This window comes from Butyrivibrio sp. XB500-5 (assembly GCF_003625505.1).
GTDB lineage: Bacteria > Bacillota > Clostridia > Lachnospirales > Lachnospiraceae > Butyrivibrio.
On sequence record NZ_RAIS01000001.1, the window covers coordinates 370,506 to 388,663 of the forward strand.

Sequence of the window (18,158 nt, forward strand, 5' to 3'; positions counted from 1 at the left end):
CCTCGTCAGGTGATTACTGTGCGTCCTTGATTGAGAAGCTGATTCTGCCCATCTTGTCCTTGCCAAGGCATACAACCTTAACTGTATCGCCAAGTGTAAGAACATCCTCTACGCGATCGATTCTCTCCTTGGAGATCTTGCTGATGTGAACCATTCCCTCTTTGCCGGGAGCGAACTCAACGAATGCACCGAACTCCTTGATGCTTACAACCTTACCTGTGAAAGTCTGACCCTTCTCAAAGTCTGTAACGATGATGTTTACCATGTCTACAGCCTTCTGGAGCATCTCCTGATCCTCGCCGCAAACTGAAACCTTACCGTCATCTGTGATATCGATCTTAACGCCTGTACGAGCGATGATCTCGTTGATTGTCTTACCTCTCTGACCAACAACGTCACCGATCTTCTCGGGATCGATCTGAACAGATACGATCTTGGGAGCGTACTGATTAACTTCCTTACGAGGCTCTGCAATTGCCTTGCTCATGCACTCGTCCATGATGAAGAATCTAGCCTCACGGCACTGCTCGATAGCTGTCTCAACGATAGGCTTTGTAAGACCGTGAATCTTGATATCCATCTGGATAGCTGTGATACCGTCTTTTGTTCCTGTTACCTTGAAGTCCATGTCTCCGAAGAAGTCCTCAAGACCCTGGATATCTGTAAGAACGATGAAATCATCGTCTGTATCGCCTGTTACAAGACCGCAGCTGATACCTGCAACCATCTTCTTGATGGGAACACCTGCAGCCATAAGTGACATACATGATGCGCATGTTGAAGCCATTGATGTTGATCCGTTAGACTCAAATGTCTCTGATACGCAGCGGATAGCATAAGGGAACTCCTCAACGCTGGGAAGTACAGGAAGAAGTGCTCTCTCAGCGAGTGCTCCGTGACCGATCTCACGACGTCCGGGGCCTCTTGAAACCTTGGTCTCACCTACTGAGTATGCAGGGAAGTTGTAGTGATGTACATATCTCTTGTCCTGAGCGAAAGCATCCATTCCCTCAACCTTCTGAGCCTCTGAAAGAGGTGCAAGAGTTGTAACGTCACAGATCTGTGTCTGTCCACGAGTGAACATAGCACTTCCGTGTACTCTGGGAATAAGATCAACTTCTGCTGAAAGAGGTCTGATCTGCTTGATATCACGTCCGTCAGGTCTCTTGTGATCTTTGAGGATCATCTTACGAACTGTCTTCTTCTCATACTGATATATAGCTTCACCGAGAATTGCAAGCCACTCTTCGTTCTCTGCAAATTTCTCTGTGAGTCTGTCTGTGATCTCTGCGATATTGTTCTCTCTTGTCTGCTTGTCATCTGTGAAGACTGCCTTCTCCATCTCTTCCGGAGGAACAACTTCCTTGATGGCTGCAAAGAGCTCTTCGGGAACTGCGCAGCTTGTGTACTCGTGCTTAGCCTTACCAACCTCAGCTACGATACCCTTGAAGAACTCGATAATCTGAAGGTTAACTTCGTGAGCCTTATAGATGGCTTCCTTCATCTTCTCCTCGGGAACCTCGTTGGCACCTGCCTCGATCATGATAACCTTCTGTCCTACAGATGCAACTGTAAGCTTGAGGTCACCTGTGTTCCACTGCTCCTGAGTAGGGTTAACGATGAGCTCACCGTCGATCATACCCATCTGTGTCATAGCGCAAGGGCCGTCAAAAGGAATATCTGAGATTGAAACAGATACTGAAGCACCAAGCATAGCAACGAGCTCGGGACGACACTGAGGATCAACTGCCATTACCATAGTCTCGATAGTTACGTCATTTCTGTAATCCTTGGGGAAAAGAGGACGCATAGGTCTGTCGATAACGCGGCTTGTAAGAATCGCGTTCTCAGAGGGCTTACCCTCTCTCTTGTTATATCCGCCGGGGAACTTGCCCACTGCGTAGAACTTCTCGCTGTACTCAACGCTGAGCGGGAAGAAATCAATTCCGTCTCTGGGTTTTGCTGAAGCAGTTGCTGTACAAAGAACCGTTGTATCACCATACTGCATGAATGCACATCCGTTAGCCTGTTTTCCGACCTTGCCGATCTCAACCTTAAGAGTACGTCCGGCAAGTTCCATTGTGTAAGTCTTTACCATATTATTCATCCTTTCATCATATAAACTTATATGATATACAGTCTTCAAGGTTATAGCAAAAAGCGTGCCGCATGTTCACCACGCACTTTGCTACAACTTTGAATCCGCATATCATATAGAAACCTTTAGAAAAAAAGTAAAGACGGAATAGACTGACTTTAGTCAGCCTCATCCCGCCTTTTTAATCAGATTACTTTCTAAGACCAAGGTCTGCGATAAGCTTACGATAAGCTTCGATATCCTTATTCTTAAGGTATCCGAGAAGTCTACGTCTCTGACCTACGAGCTTAAGAAGACCTCTTCTTGAGTGGTTGTCCTTAGGGTTCTGCTGAAGGTGAGCATTGAGCTCCTGAATTCTCTCAGTAAGGATAGCTACCTGAACCTCCGGTGAACCTGTATCTCCGGCCTTTCTTGCAAACTTGCTGATAACTTCTGACTTTTTCTCTTTTGAAATCATTTCTTTCTCCTTATAAAAACAATAAACTTGAATCCGCCGATTACCGAGAACGGGTTGGAGTATCCGCATCCGTCAGTAACGGTAGTTCTGTAACAGTTGTCAGTCTCCCAACAACTTACTAATTCTAGCACATTAATTCAAACGTGTAAAGAAATATTAAGGTATTCGCCACACTATATATTCGCAGCGTCCAAATCCCTTTTTATCTGGGCTTTAAGCGCATCGATGCTCTCAAATTTCATCTCGGGTCTTACGAAGGCTCCGAGCCTTACTTCTATGAACTTGCCGTAAACATCTTCATCAAAGTCATAGATATATGTCTCGACGCCGACACGCTCTTTTTCGGAAATAGTCGGCTTTCTTCCGATGTTGGTCATTCCTTTATACTCAGCGCCGTCGATAACGACTATGCTGCTGTAAACTCCGTAAGGCGGAAGAAGCTTGTACATCTCGGGATGAATGTTTACCGTGGGAACTCCGATGGTTCTGCCTATGCGGTTACCCTGCTGTACCGTTCCGCTTACGCTGTACTTATCGCCAAGAAGCCTCTCTGTAAGAAGCATCTCCCCGTCGGCAACGGCGTTCCTGACTCTTGTTGAGCTTACTTCCTCTCCGTCGACCTGAACCTTATCGATGATGCAAAGCTCATAATCAAGCTCATCCTTAAGGCTCTCAAGAAGCGCGCTGTCGCCTTTTCCTTTGTCGCCAAAAGAAACATCCGATCCAGCAGCGATAAATTTTGCTCCAAGCTCTTTTACCAAAATACGTCTTACAAAGTCTTCGGGGTGCGTAGCTGCGGTTACTTCATTAAGAGGAAACTCAACCAGAATGTCTATTCCCAGCTTTTCAAAAGCCCTTCTCTTCTCATCACGTGTAAAAAGCTGAGGCATCTTTTTTCCCATAAAAAACTCTTCGGGCGACGGATCAAAGGTAAAGATAACGCTCTTAAGACCGTCCTTCTTTTTATCGACAATCCTTGATAAAAGTTCTCTGTGCCCAAGGTGTATGCCATCGAACTTACCTATCGCGATCGCCGTTTTGTCTTTTATATTAAATTCTTCGTGCTTACTGATTATTCGCATCATTAACCTTCATAGAAAAATTTCACAACGTCAAACTGTCTTGTTTTCTCGTTGTATTTGTATATACCAAAAAAGGTATCGTCCTCGGAATAAACTCTGACCGTGTCTTTATCGACAAACATACTCTCTTCAAATTCCGTGTCGTTAACGTCCGCGGGATCTTCGCTGAGGATGTTGTCCTTCCTGAAACTGTTGCCGTTTTCAAGAAGCTTTCTTGCACTGTCTTTGACATGGATCTTATCAAGGTCTCTGAAAATATACTCGGGGGACTTTATCATCTCACCAAGCGTTCCTGCGTCTCTAAATTCCTCAACCTGCGTGAGAGTGATCGCATCCTCAAGTCCGAATGCACCGACTTTGGTTCTTGTAAGATGCTGCATCGCCGCTCCGCATCCAAGTCTCTGACCGATATCGTGGCAAAGCGTTCTTATATATGTACCCTTGGAGCATTTAACTTCCATGGTAAAAAAGTGTTCTTTCTCAAGATGAGAATCATCCAGGATCGTGATCGCGCCGATGTGTACATGGCGTGGTTTTCTCTCTACTTCGATTCCCTCTCTAGCAAGCTCATATAGCTTCTTACCGCCCTGTTTTATCGCAGAATACATAGGTGGGATCTGATCATAGTCTCCCACAAAAGCTCTTGCCGCTTCGTGAAGCTCTTCTCTTGTCACGTTAACTTCGCTTGTCTCAAGAACGTTACCCGACATATCCTGAGTATCCGTAACAACGCCCAGTCTGCACACTGCGATATATTCTTTATCGTGGTCTGTGAGCATCTCAACAAGCTTGGTACCCGTTCCGAGGCACACCACAAGAACCCCGACGGCATCGGGATCAAGAGTTCCGGTGTGGCCTATTTTCTTTTGCCTTAAAATTCCGCGAAGCTTGGCCACAACATCGTTGGACGTAAATCCAGGTTCCTTATATATATTTATGAGTCCGTTGTAATTATTCATACGCTCTTTCTTAAAAAGGTACCCAAATACTGACTATATGGGTACCCTTAAATTCGTTTTATGCTTCCATCTGATGATGGATATACTTAACTATATTGTTGATAACATCATGGCATGTGCCGTTGACTGTGCATCCCGCAGCTCGTGTATGTCCGCCGCCGCCAAATAGTCCGGCTATCTTGGCAACGTCAACCGCGCCGTTACTACGTAGACTTACCTTATATTCAAGCGGTGATATCTCATACATAAAGAGCGAGCAATCAACGCCGATAGTAAGAAGCATCTGGCTTACGATACCGTCAAGGTCATTGCTTGATGCCCCGTAAAAATCCATTGTCTGCTTGGAAATAACGGAAACAATACATCTTCCGTCAAGTACGAGCATGCTCTCAAGGAGCGCTCTTCCAAGTATCTGATTCTGAAGATATGTCTTTTCATAAAAAACATGATCTATAAGGCTTCCGAAATCAAAGCCGTAAGAAATAAGCTCTGCCGCAACCTTCATGGTCTTGGGTGATGTGTTGGAATATTTGAAAACGCCGGTATCAGTTACCATTCCGGTGTAGATCGCTTTGGCGATATCCTCATCGATCTTGTTCGTATCTATCACATCATAAACAAGCTCGCATGCGCTGCTTGCGGTGGGGACTATGTAATTTACATCTCCGGTTCCCTCATTGCTTACATGATGATCGATATTTACCGTGCGCTTAGCATTGTCAAAAAACTTCTCGGCATCTCCGAGTCTTTCTTTGCCGCAATCAAGTGCGATAAATAAGTCAAAAGACTCTACGTCTGTAGAAAAGTCGCTGTTAACAAGCTCTGCGTCCTTTATAAACATAAGCTCAGGAGGTATCTTCTCAAGAAAAACAGTCGCCTTTACATCAGGGTAGTTCTTCTTGATATAAAGATACATCGAAAGACACGATCCTACGCAGTCTCCGTCGGGACGGATATGTCCGCCGATCCCGACTGTGCTTACTTCGTTCATTAACTCATCAATCTTCATTCTCTTCTCCGCGGGCCTTTCTGGCCTCGTTATCCTTGGCAGCTATCTCATCAATCTTCTTTGACATATCGATCGCATACTCAATGGAGTCGTCCATGATGAATCTGATCTCGGGTGTATATCTCATGTTAAGCTCTTTTGCAAGAGTGCTGCGAACGTATCCCGCAGCACTCTTAAGTCCCTCCAAAGTACGCTCTCTGTCCTCGTCATTACCCATGACTGTAACCCATACTTTGCAGGTTTTAAGATCCGGAGCAACCTCGACATCCATAACGGATGTCATGGGGCTGATCCTGGGATCTTTACTGTAACGGATAGCCTCTGAAATGACCTTCATGACTTCTCCGTTTATTCTTTTATTCTTATTGCTGTTTTTTCTCATATATTATTCTTTCCGCGATATACGGATTACATTGTGCCGGCACAGCAATCTATGCCTTCTAGTCCCTATATCACTTATGTACGAGGAACCTCAACCATCTCGTATGCCTCTACCATATCACCTTCGTGAATCTGGTCGAATCCGTCAAATACAAGACCGCACTCGAAGCCTTCCTTAACTTCCTTGGCGTCATCCTTGAATCTCTTAAGGGAAGCAAGATCACCTTCGAAGATCTGCTCACCGTCTCTTGTGATCCTAACTTTGGAGTCTTTCTTGATAACACCGTCCTTAACGAAGGAACCTGCGATGTTACCAACCTTGGAAGCCTTGAAGATCTGACGAACTTCGGCATGTCCGGTAACTCTCTCCTCATAGATGGGAGCGAGCATACCCTTCATGGCAAACTCAATCTCCTCGATTGCCTGGTAAATAACCTTATAAAGCTTGATCTCAACGCCTTCGTGCTCTGCCATGCTCTTAGCTGTAGCATCGGGACGAACATCGAAACCGATAATAACTGCGTTAGAAGCTGCGGCAAGAGTAACATCAGACTCTGTGATCGCACCAACTCCACCGTGAATAACCTTAACAACAACCTCTTCGTTGGAAAGCTTAAGAAGGCTCTGCTTGAGGGCCTCTACGCTACCCTGAACGTCGGCTTTGATAATGATGTTGAGTTCCTGAAGTCTTCCTTCCTCAATTTTGGAATAAAGATCGTCAAGTGACATCTTAGCCTTGGTCTCTTCGATAAGGTCTTTCTTATGCTGCTGGAGATAAGTGTTGGCATACTGCTTAGCCTGCTTATCTGTCTCATGTCCGAGGAATACCTCACCTGCGTTGGGAACATCGGAAAGTCCGAGGATCTCAACAGGCTGTGAAGGACGTGCTTCCTTAAGCTTGTTACCCTTATCGTCAACCATCGCTCTAACCTTACCTGAGCTTGCACCTGCAGAAATGAAGTCTCCGACATGGAGTGTACCCTTCTGAACAAGTACGTTTGCTACAGGACCACGACCCTTATCAAGTCTTGCCTCAAGGACAAGTCCTCTTGCTTCTCTGTCGGGGTTAGCCTTGAGCTCAAGGATATCTGCTGTAAGAATGATGGTCTCAAGAAGTGTCTCGATACCTTCACCTGACTTAGCGGATACGGGAACGAACTCTGTTGTTCCGCCCCAATCTGTAGAGATAAGGCCGTATTCGGTCATCTCCTGCTTAACCTTATCTATATTGGCATTGGGCTTATCAATCTTGTTAACCGCAACGATGATCTCAACCTCTGCAGCCTTGGCATGGTTGATAGCCTCGATTGTCTGAGGCATTACACCGTCATCGGCAGCAACTACAAGAACAGCGATATCTGTTGATGTAGCACCACGCATACGCATTGCTGTGAACGCTTCGTGACCGGGAGTATCAAGGAATGTGATCTTCTGGTCATTTACAGATACTGTATAAGCACCGATTCTCTGTGTGATACCGCCTGCCTCACGATCTGTAACGCTTGTCTTACGGATAGCGTCAAGAAGTGATGTCTTACCATGGTCAACGTGACCCATTACGCAGACAACAGGAGGTCTCTTCTTAAGTGTTTCGGGTGCATCCTCATCCTCTTTAAGGAGTTCTTCGATGATATCAACGGGAATCTCCTTCTCGCAGATGATGTCGTATTCGATAGCGATATTCTCAGCCTCTTCATAAGTAAGCTCTGTATTAACGGTAGAAACCTGTCCTGCCATAAAGAGCTTCTTGATGATAACTGAAGGCTGCATCTTCATCTTCTCGGCAAGTTCCTTAATAGAAACCTTCTCGGGAATAGAGATAACCTTGATTTGCTCTTCGGGTTCTTCAACCTTCTTAACCTCAGGCTTGATGAATCTGCCGACTCTCTTACTTCTCGGCATCATCTCTTCCTGCTCGTAAGCAAGATCCTTCTTGTTTCTCTTATCCTTCTCCTGACCGAGTCTTCTTCTTTCTTCGTCTCTGCGGCCCTGTCCTTCCTTAGCTGAAGGAGCATCTGCAAAGTTGCCTCTTCCGCCCTTGTCGAACTTGTTTCCGCCGCCGAACTTATTGTCATTTCTCTGACCGAACTTTCCGCCGTTCTGACCTGCTCCGCCGTTTCTGTTGTCATCTCTGCGGAAGCCGCCGCTCTGGCCGCCCTGTCTGTTCTGGAAATTATTTCTGTCGCCTCTGGGTGCATTTCCCTGTGCGCCCTGACGATTATTTCTGTTGTCTCTGTTTCTGTCGGGAGCCTGTGTTCTCTCTCTTGAAACATCTCTGTTCTGAGGTGTTTCTTTTGCCACATTCTCCTTAACAGGTGCCTGCTTGGGTGCAGGTGCTGCAGGTGCTTCCTTCTTGGCAGGAGCGGGCTTAGCAGCGGGCTGAGTCTTGTTATATGCGTTATCATAGCTGTCAAGCTGTGAAGGCGCTGTCAAAGGCTTGATAGGATGATAAACATTCTGTGACTGAGCGAATGTTCCGCGTCTGTTGTTTCCGCCTCTGTCCTGTCTGTTGTCACGAGGTCTCTGGTTGCCAGAGTTTCCTCCCTGTCCGTTGAAGCCGCCCATCTTGGAATTACCTGCATTGGTAACCATGATGATCTTCTTCTTTTTCTTGGGAGCGTCCTCTGCAGATGCCTTGGCAGCTTCCGCATTAGATTCTTTTACTTCCTTCTCTACAGCCTTGACCTCAGCAGCCTCCTTGGCAGGTTTAGCTTCTTTCTTGGGTGCCTCTGCGGTTGTCTTTTTGCCCTTAAAATGCTTTCTTATCTTATCAGCATCGGACTCTTCGATAGAACTGTTCGAACGCTTCGCCTCTATTCCATTCTCCTGAGCGTAGCTTATCAGCTCTTTTCCTTCGCATCCAAGCTCCACCGCAAGGTCAGATATCTTAATTTTTGCCATTCACATTTCCTCCAAACTGATCTTCTAAGAGTAAGTTCTTTAAAAGCGACTTCGCCAGCCCTTCGTCAGTGACTACCAGGCTTGTTCGAACACCCTTACCTATTGCGTGTCCCAGGCTCTCCTTGTCTCCAAAAAAAACAATGGGCACCTTATAATAACTACACTTATCAGCGAATTGCTTCTTGGTATTTTCGGAAGCGTCATCACTGACTATAACTACATGGGCTTTTTTAGCGCGAACAGCTTCAAGAACCGATAATTCGCCGCTCTTAAGCTTACCCGCTCTCATGCAAAGCCCCAACATGGAATAAACTTTTTTTGAATTAGAATCCAATTTACTCTCCAAACTCTTTACTTAACTTATCAAGTACATCTTCGGGAATCTGTGCCTTGAGTGAACGTTCAAGTCCTTTGTTCTTAAGTGCCTTTTTAAAGCAATCAATGTTGTTGCAGATATAAGCACCTCTTCCGTTCGCTCTTCCTGTCGTATCGAGAAGGATCTCATCCTCGGGAGTCTTGATAACTCTTACGAGTTCTCTTTTATCCTTCATTTCGCCGCATCCGACACATTTTCTTGTTGGAATCTTTTTTTGCATCTTATTCCTCTACGTCGGCATCCTCAGAAGTCTCATCGATCTCTTCGATCTCCTCTTCCTCGTACTCGCCTTCATAATCCTCATCATCGTAATCTTCATCATCAAGATAGTCTTCCATACGGAATCCGGGAGCATCCTTAGCCTGAGTCTCGCTCTTGATGTCGATCTTATATCCTGTAAGTCTTGCTGCAAGACGAGCATTCTGTCCTTCCTTACCGATAGCAAGTGAAAGCTGATAATCGGGAACGACTACCTTGGCGCTCTTCTCATCGGGATCTGCGAATACCGCAACGATCTTAGCAGGTGAAAGAGCATTCTGTATAAGGTTACCGGGGTTCTCATCCCAGTTGATAACGTCGATCTTCTCGCCGTTAAGCTCATCAACGATAAGATTAACTCTTGCTCCGTTAACACCTACGCATGCACCAACTGCATCAACGTTGGGGTTGTGTGAGTAAACAGCGATCTTGGTACGGCTGCCTGCTTCTCTTGCAATGCTCTTGATCTCAACAGTTCCGTCCTGAATCTCGGCAACTTCCTGCTCGAAAAGTCTCTTAACGAGATCGGGATGTGTTCTTGAAACAAGGATTCTGGGTCCCTTGGAACCGTTCTTAACCTCAAGCACATACACTCTGATACGAGATGTAGGTCTGTAGAAGCCTGACTTAGCCTCAGCCTCAACCTGCTCGTTCTCATTGAGGATTGCATCTGCGCGTCCGAGGTTGATGCTGATGTTCTTACCGATATATCTCTGAATGACACCTGTTACAATGTCATGCTCTTTTTCAAAATACTCGTTGTAGATCGCACCGCGCTCTTCCTCTCGAATCTTCTGAAGGATAACGTTCTTCGCATTCTGAGTTGCGATACGTCCGAACTCCTTGGAGTTGAGTGATACGTTTACAACATCTCCAACCTTGCTCTTCTTGCTGATCTTCTTGGCATCATCAAGTGAAATCTCAAGCATGGGATCCATAACATCATCTGCAGTCTCAACAACCGTCTTCTCTGCATAGCACTTGAAATCACAGTTGTCTCTGTCAACTTCAACTTTGATGTTCTCAGCCTTTCCGAAATTGTTCTTGCAGGCTGTGATAAGTGAATTCTCGATCGCATCGAACAGAGAATCCTTGCTGATGTTCTTCTCCTTCTCCAAAAGGTCAAGGGCATCCATTAATTCTTTACTCATCGTAATCTCCTTTTTCCGCTCAGATTAAAAATCAAGAGCAAGCTTAATAACTGATATCTCTTTTCTTATAAAAGTCTCATCATTGTCATTTATAGTTACGGTAACCGAAGTGTCGTCAAAACTCTTAAGTGTACCGGCAAACTCCTTAACACCATCTCTGGGCTTAAAAAGCTTGAGTTCTACGTCCATACCTATGCTGTTCTGAAAATGTCTGTCTTTCTTGAGCTGACGTCCAAGTCCGGGACTGCTGACCTCTAAGGTATAAGCCTCCTCGATGAAATCGTCTACATCAAGTGCATCGGAAAGCGCTCTGTTAACATTGACGCAGTCGTTGATATCAACGCCGCCCTCTTTGTCGATATAACAGCGAAGGTACCATTCACCCGCTTCCTTGACATATTCCACATCGTAAATGCTGACGCCGTTTGCTTCAGCGATTGGGGTAAGAAGATCTTCAGTCTTCTTCTCAATGTCATTCTTACGTGCCATCTTTTCTCCTTATTGTTTATTGCTTTTTGATTTATAACTTCAATATCATGACACACAAAAAGTGGACTCGCGAAAGTCCACTTCTGCGTAATATTATAACGTGTGTTTTTGTATTTGTAAACAGTAGATTTAATTAATTATGAACATAACAGCCGTTAAAATCCTTTATTTCCAAAATGGGTAAAAAAAATCCAGACTCATATGAAGTCTGGTTTAGGGTTGGGCTGTTACAAACAGTCAAATACCTCGTAGCGGAATCGAACCGCTGATTCTGCCGTGAGAGGGCAGCGTCTTAACCGCTTGACCAACGAGGCTTACTTGCTTGTGTCAACCGCTGTATCGCGGCGACTTGTTTATATTATCTCATGGATAAGAATAATGCAAGTACTTTTTTCAAATTTTTCTAAAAATTTTCCAAAAATCTTTTAGCTGTGGATTTATGTGCTATATTACGCACTTTATTTATATTATAGAGTGCGGTACATTATAAGAAAAGAAGATCAGATTTGTTGATAAGGGGGAATTTATATGAGATTAGCTGCCTATCAATTCGCAGTTACCGGCAACATAAGTCAAAACATGAACATCATAAGATCCGCCGTTAGTCAGGCAGCCTCTGCTCATGCTGATCTTATAGCATTTCCTGAATGCGCTCTATCAGGATATCCCCCTAGGGATATAGGTAAATCTAGCGATGTTGATATAGAAGCCATAAATAAAGCCATTCTTGAATTACAAGAAATATCCGAACGATACAAAATACGAATACTTATTGGTTCTGTGGCTTATGATGAAGCTTATTATAACAGAGCATATTTATTGGCACCATCAGAACCAATTTGCCGGTATGGTAAAAGAGCTCTATATGGCTGGGATGAAGAGAATTTCTCCGCAGGTTCCGAACAAGGCATATTTGAGATTGGTGAATATAAGATCGGTGTAAGAATATGTTATGAGATCCGCTTTCCGGAATACTTCAGAGAGCTCTACAAGAGCCGGACAGACCTCAACATAGTTTTATTCAATGATGTATCAGACAATGATGATGCCAAACGATATGACGTGATCAAAAGCCATTTGATCACACGTGCTGTTGAGAATGTAACTCCGTTTTTATCAGTTAACGCTATCTCTCCATATCAAACAGCACCCACTTGTTTTGTAGATGCATCCGGAACTGTAATCGAGGAACATGAAAGAAACGCACCGGGACTTCTGATATACGATTTCAGAAAAAAGGATTTAAACTTCGGTGAAATAGGAAGAAAACGTTACTCTGACAAATTGCTTGGCATATAACAACAGGCACCATCCGCATGGATGGTGCCTGATTTATTATAATTTAAGCTTTCATAAAGTCAAAGATACTGATCTGGTTGGAATCGGGTATATCACCGAGAAGTCCCATGTCAGCCATCTTGTCGATAACGGCCTGAGGGCACTTGGTGCGCTGCTTGAAGTCGTCCTTGGAAAGGAACGGGCCGTCTTTGGCGGCTTCCACAATTTGGTCTGCGGCTTTTTCACCCATGCCGTCGATACTTGTAAGCGAAGGCATGATCTTATCGCCGATAACCTGGAAATCCCTTGACTTAACCTTGAAGATATCGATGGGAAGGAATTCGATTCCTCTCTCGTACATCTCCTCAACAAGTCTCATATCGCCGTACTCTGCCTGCTGTGCATTGGTAAGCTCATCTTTTTTACTGTTGTACTCTTTCATAATGGCATGAAGGTGATTCTCACCCTGGCACATGTGCTCATAGTTAAACGCCTTGGCTCTGATACTGAACCATGCGGCATAGAATGCCTGCGGTACATAAACCTTGAAATAAGCTATACGCCAAGCCATCATAACGTAAGCTGCGGCGTGAGCCTTAGGGAACATGTACTTTATCTTTTTACAGGACCAGATGTACCAATCCGGAACTCCCGCTGCGATCATGGCTTCTTCCATCTCGGGCTTAAGTCCTTTACCTTTACGTACAGACTCCATGGTCTTGAACGAAAGAGACTTATCCATGCCCTTCTGAATAAGATAGATCATGATATCGTCACGACAGCAGATACAGGTATCGATGGTTGCCTTGCCTTCCTGAATGAGAGTCTGAGCGTTGCCGAGCCATACGTCCGTACCGTGTGAAAGACCTGAGATCCTTATAAGATGGGACAATGATGTGGGCTTGGCATCGATAACCATCTGCATAGCGAAGTCTGTACCAAACTCGGGAAGTCCGAGACATCCGAGCTTCGTACCGCCAAGCTGCTCGGGAGTAACTCCGAGCGCAGTCGTATTCATGAAAAGACTCATAACATTCTTATCATCGAGCGGCACAAGCTTAGGATCAAGGCCCGTACAATCCTGAAGGAATCTGATCATGGTCGGATCATCGTGTCCCAGGATATCGAGCTTAAGCAGGTTGTGATCGATCGAGTGATAGTCGTAATGTGTCGTGATTGTAGCCGTTGTCATATCGTTGGCGGGATGCTGAACCGGGCAAAAAGAGTTGATGTCCTCTCCCACGGGAAGAACGATAATTCCACCCGGGTGCTGACCGGTACCTCTTCTGATACCCGTACAACCCTGAACGATTCTGTTTATCTCACATTTTCTTTTGCTTGAACCGATCTGATCGAAGTATTTCTTTACGAAACCAAATGCGGTCTTATCCGCAAGAGAAGCTATGGTTCCGGCTCTGAAGGTCTGTCCGTAACCAAAGATAACTTCCGTATACTTATGAGCTTTAGACTGATACTCACCCGAGAAGTTAAGGTCGATATCAGGCTCCTTGTCTCCTTTAAATCCAAGGAAGGTCTCGAAAGGAATATCAAAACCGTCCTTATTCATCATGGTTCCGCACTTGGGGCAGCGCTTATCGGGCATGTCGCAGCCTGAATTACCGCCGTATTTAAGTACTTCTTCAGAATCGAAATCACTGTATTTGCAGTGAGGACACACGTAATGCGGGCTCAGCGAATTAACCTCGGTAATACCCGAAGTGAATGCGACGAACGACGAACCTACGGAACCTCTGGAACCTACCAGATATCCGTCCTCATTGGACTTCCAAACGAGCTTCTGCGCAATGATATACATAACGGCGAAACCGTTCTTGATAATGGAGTTAAGCTCTCTTTCAAGACGCTCCTGCACTATCTCGGGAAGATTATCTCCATATATCTCATGTGCCTTGTCGTAGCAGATCTTGGTAAGGATCTCATCACTGTTTTCGATGACAGGCGCACACTTATCGGGACGAACGGGCGAGATACTGTCACACATATCAAGGATCTTACGTGTATTTTCTATTACGATCTCATTTGCCTTGTCTCCTCCGAGATAATCGAACTCAGCCATCATCTCATCGGTCGTTCTAAGATAAAGAGGTGACTCCTCCTCGTCGTTCATACCTTTTCCAACCATGATGATCGTACGGTAGATCTCATCCTCGGGATTAAGGAAATGCGCATCACAAGTAGCGACAACAGGTTTGTTAAACTGTTCGCCAAGTCTTACTATCTCTTTATTTATCTCTCTGATGTCATCATCCGAGTTAATGTCTTCATATCTGTCGGATTCAACCATGAAATGATTATTTGCAACAGGCTGAATCTCAAGGTAGTCATAGAAATCTACAAGTCTTGCTATCTCTTCGGGCGGTCTTCCCTCAACAACAGCGCCGTAAAGCTCACCCGCGCAGCAAGCGCTTCCTATGATGAGTCCCTCTCTGTGCTTAAGCAGCTCACTCTTTGGAATAAGCGGGAATCTCCTGAAATAGTCAACGTGAGATTCACTCACAAGGGTATAGAGATTGACCCTTCCGAGAGTGTTCTTAGCAAGGATAATGCAGTGGTTTGGGCGAAGATGACGGATCATCTCCTTGGTGGGCTTGCCGAGAATATTTACATCGGTAAGTGTAACCGCCTTCTGCTCCTGAAGCATAGGTATGAACTTATTAAAAATAAGCGCAGTACACTCGGCATCATCAACCGCTCTGTGATGATGACCAAGTACAACGTTAAGTGTCTTTGCAACCGCATCAAGCGTATGCTTTGCCTGAAGCGGGAAGAAATATCTTGAAAGCCAGAGCGTATCGACCGTCGTGTAATCAACATCGATATTAAGCTCTTTGCAGTTCTGATTGATAAAGCTGATATCAAAGCCTACGTTGTGTCCGACAAGAACGGCATCCTTACAGAACTCAACGAATTTAGGAATTATAACCTCTCTTGTAGGCGCATCGATGACCATGTCATCCGTGATGCTTGTAAGCTGTGTGATCCTAAACGGGATCGGCACCTCGGGATTTATAAACTCCGAGAATCTGTCAATAATCTCGCCGTTCACGATCTTAACCGCACCGATCTCAATTATCTTATTTTTAATAGGTGAAAAACCTGTCGTCTCAATATCAAATACGACAAAGGTCGTATTATCAAGCGGCTGTCCCTTGTCATTTACGACAATTTCTTTAAGGTCGTCAACAAGATAAGCCTCCACTCCGAGGATCAGTTTAAAGAAATCCTGTCTCTCGATAGGCGGCTCTCCCGCTTCTTTTCTTCTCTTTTTCTCATCGTCATAAAGAGACTCCCATACGTGGTTGGCATCCGTAAGTGCCTGAACAACGCCGTGGTCCGTGATCGCGATACCGGGCATCCCCCACTTGTAGGCCTGCTTAACGATATCTTTTACCTCGGAAACACCGTCCATATCGCTCATCTTGGTATGGCAGTGAAGCTCTACTCTCTTAACCTCAGCCCTGTCAACTCGCTTGGATGTAAAGTCCGGGATCTTCTTAACTCCCGCAACAGACTGAATCGAAAGCTCGTGGTCGAATTTATCCACAGCCGCGATTCCCTTAACCTTAACAAAGACTCCGGGCTTGATGTCCTTGGTTATCTCGGGAACATCCTCGGTCTTAACGAACATCTTGACCGTGATGGAATCCGTAAAATCAGTAACGTCAAATATAAGAATACTCTTTTCGTTTCTGATATCTCTTTTGTCAAAAGCAGTGATCTTACCGTGAATAACAACTTCTCCGAGCTCTCCGACAAGATCTTCAAGTTTCATTGTCTCCTCGTCAAAGTCTCTTCCGAAAATAACATCAGGATTGTCGCTTCTCTTAAAGGCACCGAAGTCACCTTTTCTTCCGGCGAATTTACCTTTTCCGAAGCCGCCCGAAACAGGCACTTTGGAAGCTGAAACAGAACCTGCCGCAGCACCGGCACTTTTCTTCTCTTCCGGCTTAGCTGCTTCTTTTTCTTCCTTCTCTTTTTTCTTTTCCTCTGATTTAAGCTCAGCTTCTTCGAGCTTCTTGGCCATCTTGGCCGATTCTGCAGAGTAATCGGGTTCATCGTTGCTCTTTTCAACCTCTATAAATTCAGGCTGAATGTCCACGGAAAGTCCGCATCTTTCATTCATGATCTTATCAAGAATGCGAATAAGATCGGGCGCCTTCTTCCTGCTTACAACGCTGTCTTCAAGCTGCAGAGTAACGTTTCCTTCATCAGGGTACAAAAAAGAAGCCGAACGAAAAAGACTATACTCCATATGGTCATAGTCTTTAAGCTCAAGCTCAATGCTGTCCTTGTAAAGTTCTAACAGATTCTTAGGTGTGTACTGCGCAGACAAGCTAAACTTCTCGTAAATCTTGATGTTAACATCGTGACTTCCGAAAAGCTGCTTCTTGATACTCGTCTCACTCTTAATGATGTCTGACTTATCAATAAGATTGTTACTCGAAATATATATTCGTATAAAATCCTGCTTCCTTGTCGTGGACACCTTGGTGACTTCAGTCTGTTCCATTATCTCTTTGGTCTTGGCGTCCAGCTTAAGTGCAGGGAAAACCTCAAAAAACTTTTTTGACATACCCTAAAGCACCTCTCAAAAGAAGTGTATCACTTCCAATTGTCGAGCTCTTCTTTTAATACATTTAAAAGCTCGTCTTCCTTGACCTTCTTAACCACTTCCCCGTGTTTTATAAGAAGACCTTCGCCGGTTCCTCCGGCAATTCCGATATCAGCCTCTTTGGCTTCTCCGGGGCCGTTAACGGCGCATCCCATAACAGCCACTTTGATATTGAGATCGGGATAATTCTGAACAAGAGTCTCTGTCTTGTTGGCAAGGTCTATGAGATCTATCTTGGTTCTTCCGCATGTAGGGCAAGATACAACCTCAATACCGCCCTTTCTGATATCAAGGGTTCTAAGGATTGCCTTGGCTGTCTTAATCTCCTCGATCGGATCTCCCGAAAGAGAAACTCTGATAGTATCTCCTATTCCTTCATTTAAGATGATTCCAAGTCCTACGGACGATTTGATATTACCGCCCCAGACTGTTCCTGCTTCGGTAATACCTACATGAAGAGGATACTTACACTTCTCTGCAAGTAGCTCGTGAGCTTTAACGCAGAGCATAACGTTTGATGACTTGATACTTACGACCATGTTGTCGTATCCGAGATCTTCTATGATGCCGATCTTATCAAGTGCGCTCTCTACAAGCCCCTGCGCTGTTACCCCGCCGTATTTTTCAACGAGATTTCTCTCAAGAGAACCGCTGTTAACACCGACTCTTATAGGTATATTTCTTTCTTTTGCACAGGAAACAACTGCAGCAATACGCTCCGTAGAACCGATGTTGCCGGGATTGATCCTGATCTTGTCGGCTCCGTTCTCCATAGCTGCGATAGCCATCTTATAATCAAAATGAATGTCCGCTACAAGCGGTATAGTAATCTGCTTCTTTATCTCTTTTACCGCGAGCGCAGCTTCCTGTGTAGGCACCGTGCATCTGATAATATCGCAGCCTGCAGCTTCAAGCCTCTTAATCTGCGCTACAGTAGCAGCAACATCCTCTGTGGGCGTATTGGTCATAGACTGTATCATGATCGGGTTACCGCCGCCGATAACCTTGTTTCCGATCTTAATAACCTTGGTATTGTCTCTGTACGTCATAAGTACTCCTTATCATGGAAGCGGCGTCATGCGCACT

At 45.0% G+C, this 18,158-nt stretch carries 14 protein-coding genes and 1 tRNA gene; 1 reads left to right on the forward strand and 14 read right to left on the reverse strand.

What is annotated here, in order from left to right; translation table 11 throughout:
• Nucleotides 1–13: 13 nt before the first annotated feature.
• From D6856_RS01660 to D6856_RS01715, 12 genes are all read right to left on the reverse strand, one after another.
• Nucleotides 14–2,098, reverse strand: a complete 2,085-nt coding sequence (locus tag D6856_RS01660) for a polyribonucleotide nucleotidyltransferase (protein WP_120685466.1) — start codon at nucleotides 2,096–2,098, stop codon at nucleotides 14–16.
• A 190-nt stretch (nucleotides 2,099–2,288) separates the two neighbouring features.
• A complete protein-coding gene (rpsO, locus tag D6856_RS01665; RefSeq protein WP_092248407.1) occupies nucleotides 2,289–2,555 on the reverse strand; it encodes a 30S ribosomal protein S15 in 267 nt (88 codons plus the stop codon).
• A 173-nt stretch (nucleotides 2,556–2,728) separates the two neighbouring features.
• A complete protein-coding gene (locus D6856_RS01670; RefSeq protein WP_120685467.1) occupies nucleotides 2,729–3,637 on the reverse strand; it encodes a bifunctional riboflavin kinase/FAD synthetase in 909 nt (302 codons plus the stop codon).
• Between the two features lie 2 nt (nucleotides 3,638–3,639).
• Nucleotides 3,640–4,596, reverse strand: a complete 957-nt coding sequence (gene truB / locus D6856_RS01675; protein ID WP_120685468.1) for a tRNA pseudouridine(55) synthase TruB — start codon at nucleotides 4,594–4,596, stop codon at nucleotides 3,640–3,642.
• Between the two features lie 58 nt (nucleotides 4,597–4,654).
• The gene (locus tag D6856_RS01680; protein WP_120685469.1) at nucleotides 4,655–5,605 is read right to left on the reverse strand and encodes a DHH family phosphoesterase; all 951 of its coding nucleotides are present in this window, start codon (nucleotides 5,603–5,605) and stop codon (nucleotides 4,655–4,657) included.
• Nucleotides 5,595–5,987 (reverse strand): 30S ribosome-binding factor RbfA, encoded by a 393-nt coding sequence (gene rbfA / locus D6856_RS01685; protein WP_120685470.1) that lies wholly within the window; start codon nucleotides 5,985–5,987, stop codon nucleotides 5,595–5,597. Before rbfA ends, D6856_RS01680 begins: the two co-directional genes overlap by 11 nt.
• A gap of 74 nt (nucleotides 5,988–6,061) precedes the next feature.
• A complete protein-coding gene (infB, locus tag D6856_RS01690) occupies nucleotides 6,062–8,887 on the reverse strand; it encodes a translation initiation factor IF-2 (RefSeq protein WP_120685471.1) in 2,826 nt (941 codons plus the stop codon).
• Nucleotides 8,874–9,221, reverse strand: coding sequence for a L7Ae/L30e/S12e/Gadd45 family ribosomal protein (locus tag D6856_RS01695; protein ID WP_256372420.1), 348 nt, complete (start codon nucleotides 9,219–9,221; stop codon nucleotides 8,874–8,876). Before D6856_RS01695 ends, infB begins: the two co-directional genes overlap by 14 nt.
• Nucleotide 9,222: 1 nt before the next feature.
• Nucleotides 9,223–9,483 carry an RNase P modulator RnpM gene (gene rnpM, locus D6856_RS01700; RefSeq protein ID WP_120685472.1) on the reverse strand — a complete coding sequence of 87 codons (261 nt, stop codon included), beginning with the start codon at nucleotides 9,481–9,483 and terminating at the stop codon, nucleotides 9,223–9,225.
• 1 nt (nucleotide 9,484) lies between these two features.
• On the reverse strand, nucleotides 9,485–10,672 hold the full coding sequence (gene nusA, locus D6856_RS01705) for a transcription termination factor NusA (RefSeq protein WP_092248383.1): 1,188 nt from the start codon (nucleotides 10,670–10,672) through the stop codon (nucleotides 9,485–9,487).
• A gap of 24 nt (nucleotides 10,673–10,696) precedes the next feature.
• Nucleotides 10,697–11,161: a ribosome maturation factor RimP gene (gene rimP, locus D6856_RS01710; RefSeq protein ID WP_120685473.1), complete on the reverse strand. Its 465-nt coding sequence runs from the start codon at nucleotides 11,159–11,161 to the stop codon at nucleotides 10,697–10,699.
• A gap of 242 nt (nucleotides 11,162–11,403) precedes the next feature.
• Nucleotides 11,404–11,475, reverse strand: a tRNA-Glu gene (locus D6856_RS01715).
• 214 nt (nucleotides 11,476–11,689) lie between these two features.
• Here D6856_RS01715 and D6856_RS01720 point away from each other — a divergent pair.
• On the forward strand, nucleotides 11,690–12,460 hold the full coding sequence (locus D6856_RS01720; protein WP_120685474.1) for a carbon-nitrogen hydrolase family protein: 771 nt from the start codon (nucleotides 11,690–11,692) through the stop codon (nucleotides 12,458–12,460).
• 43 nt (nucleotides 12,461–12,503) lie between these two features.
• Here D6856_RS01720 and D6856_RS01725 read toward each other — a convergent pair whose 3' ends face one another.
• Entirely contained in the window at nucleotides 12,504–17,033 is a 4,530-nt protein-coding gene (locus D6856_RS01725; protein WP_120685475.1) for a PolC-type DNA polymerase III, read from the reverse strand.
• Between the two features lie 29 nt (nucleotides 17,034–17,062).
• Complete coding sequence (ispG, locus tag D6856_RS01730; protein ID WP_092248375.1) at nucleotides 17,063–18,121, reverse strand: flavodoxin-dependent (E)-4-hydroxy-3-methylbut-2-enyl-diphosphate synthase; 1,059 nt, start codon at nucleotides 18,119–18,121, stop codon at nucleotides 17,063–17,065.
• Nucleotides 18,122–18,158 lie beyond the last annotated feature (37 nt).

What these genes read in the sequence shown, in the direction of transcription:
- D6856_RS01670 (WP_120685467.1), bottom strand. Translation starts at nt 3,637, where the DNA reads ATGCGAATAATCAGTAAGCACGAAGAATTTAATATAAAAGACAAAACG.
- D6856_RS01660 (WP_120685466.1), bottom strand. Translation starts at nt 2,098, where the DNA reads ATGGTAAAGACTTACACAATGGAACTTGCCGGACGTACTCTTAAGGTT.
- rimP (WP_120685473.1), bottom strand. Translation starts at nt 11,161, where the DNA reads ATGGCACGTAAGAATGACATTGAGAAGAAGACTGAAGATCTTCTTACC.
- D6856_RS01725 (WP_120685475.1), bottom strand. Translation starts at nt 17,033, where the DNA reads ATGTCAAAAAAGTTTTTTGAGGTTTTCCCTGCACTTAAGCTGGACGCC.
- ispG (WP_092248375.1), bottom strand. Translation starts at nt 18,121, where the DNA reads ATGACGTACAGAGACAATACCAAGGTTATTAAGATCGGAAACAAGGTT.
- nusA (WP_092248383.1), bottom strand. Translation starts at nt 10,672, where the DNA reads ATGAGTAAAGAATTAATGGATGCCCTTGACCTTTTGGAGAAGGAGAAG.
- infB (WP_120685471.1), bottom strand. Translation starts at nt 8,887, where the DNA reads ATGGCAAAAATTAAGATATCTGACCTTGCGGTGGAGCTTGGATGCGAA.
- rpsO (WP_092248407.1), bottom strand. Translation starts at nt 2,555, where the DNA reads ATGATTTCAAAAGAGAAAAAGTCAGAAGTTATCAGCAAGTTTGCAAGA.
- rnpM (WP_120685472.1), bottom strand. Translation starts at nt 9,483, where the DNA reads ATGCAAAAAAAGATTCCAACAAGAAAATGTGTCGGATGCGGCGAAATG.
- truB (WP_120685468.1), bottom strand. Translation starts at nt 4,596, where the DNA reads ATGAATAATTACAACGGACTCATAAATATATATAAGGAACCTGGATTT.
- D6856_RS01720 (WP_120685474.1), top strand. Translation starts at nt 11,690, where the DNA reads ATGAGATTAGCTGCCTATCAATTCGCAGTTACCGGCAACATAAGTCAA.
- D6856_RS01680 (WP_120685469.1), bottom strand. Translation starts at nt 5,605, where the DNA reads ATGAAGATTGATGAGTTAATGAACGAAGTAAGCACAGTCGGGATCGGC.
- rbfA (WP_120685470.1), bottom strand. Translation starts at nt 5,987, where the DNA reads ATGAGAAAAAACAGCAATAAGAATAAAAGAATAAACGGAGAAGTCATG.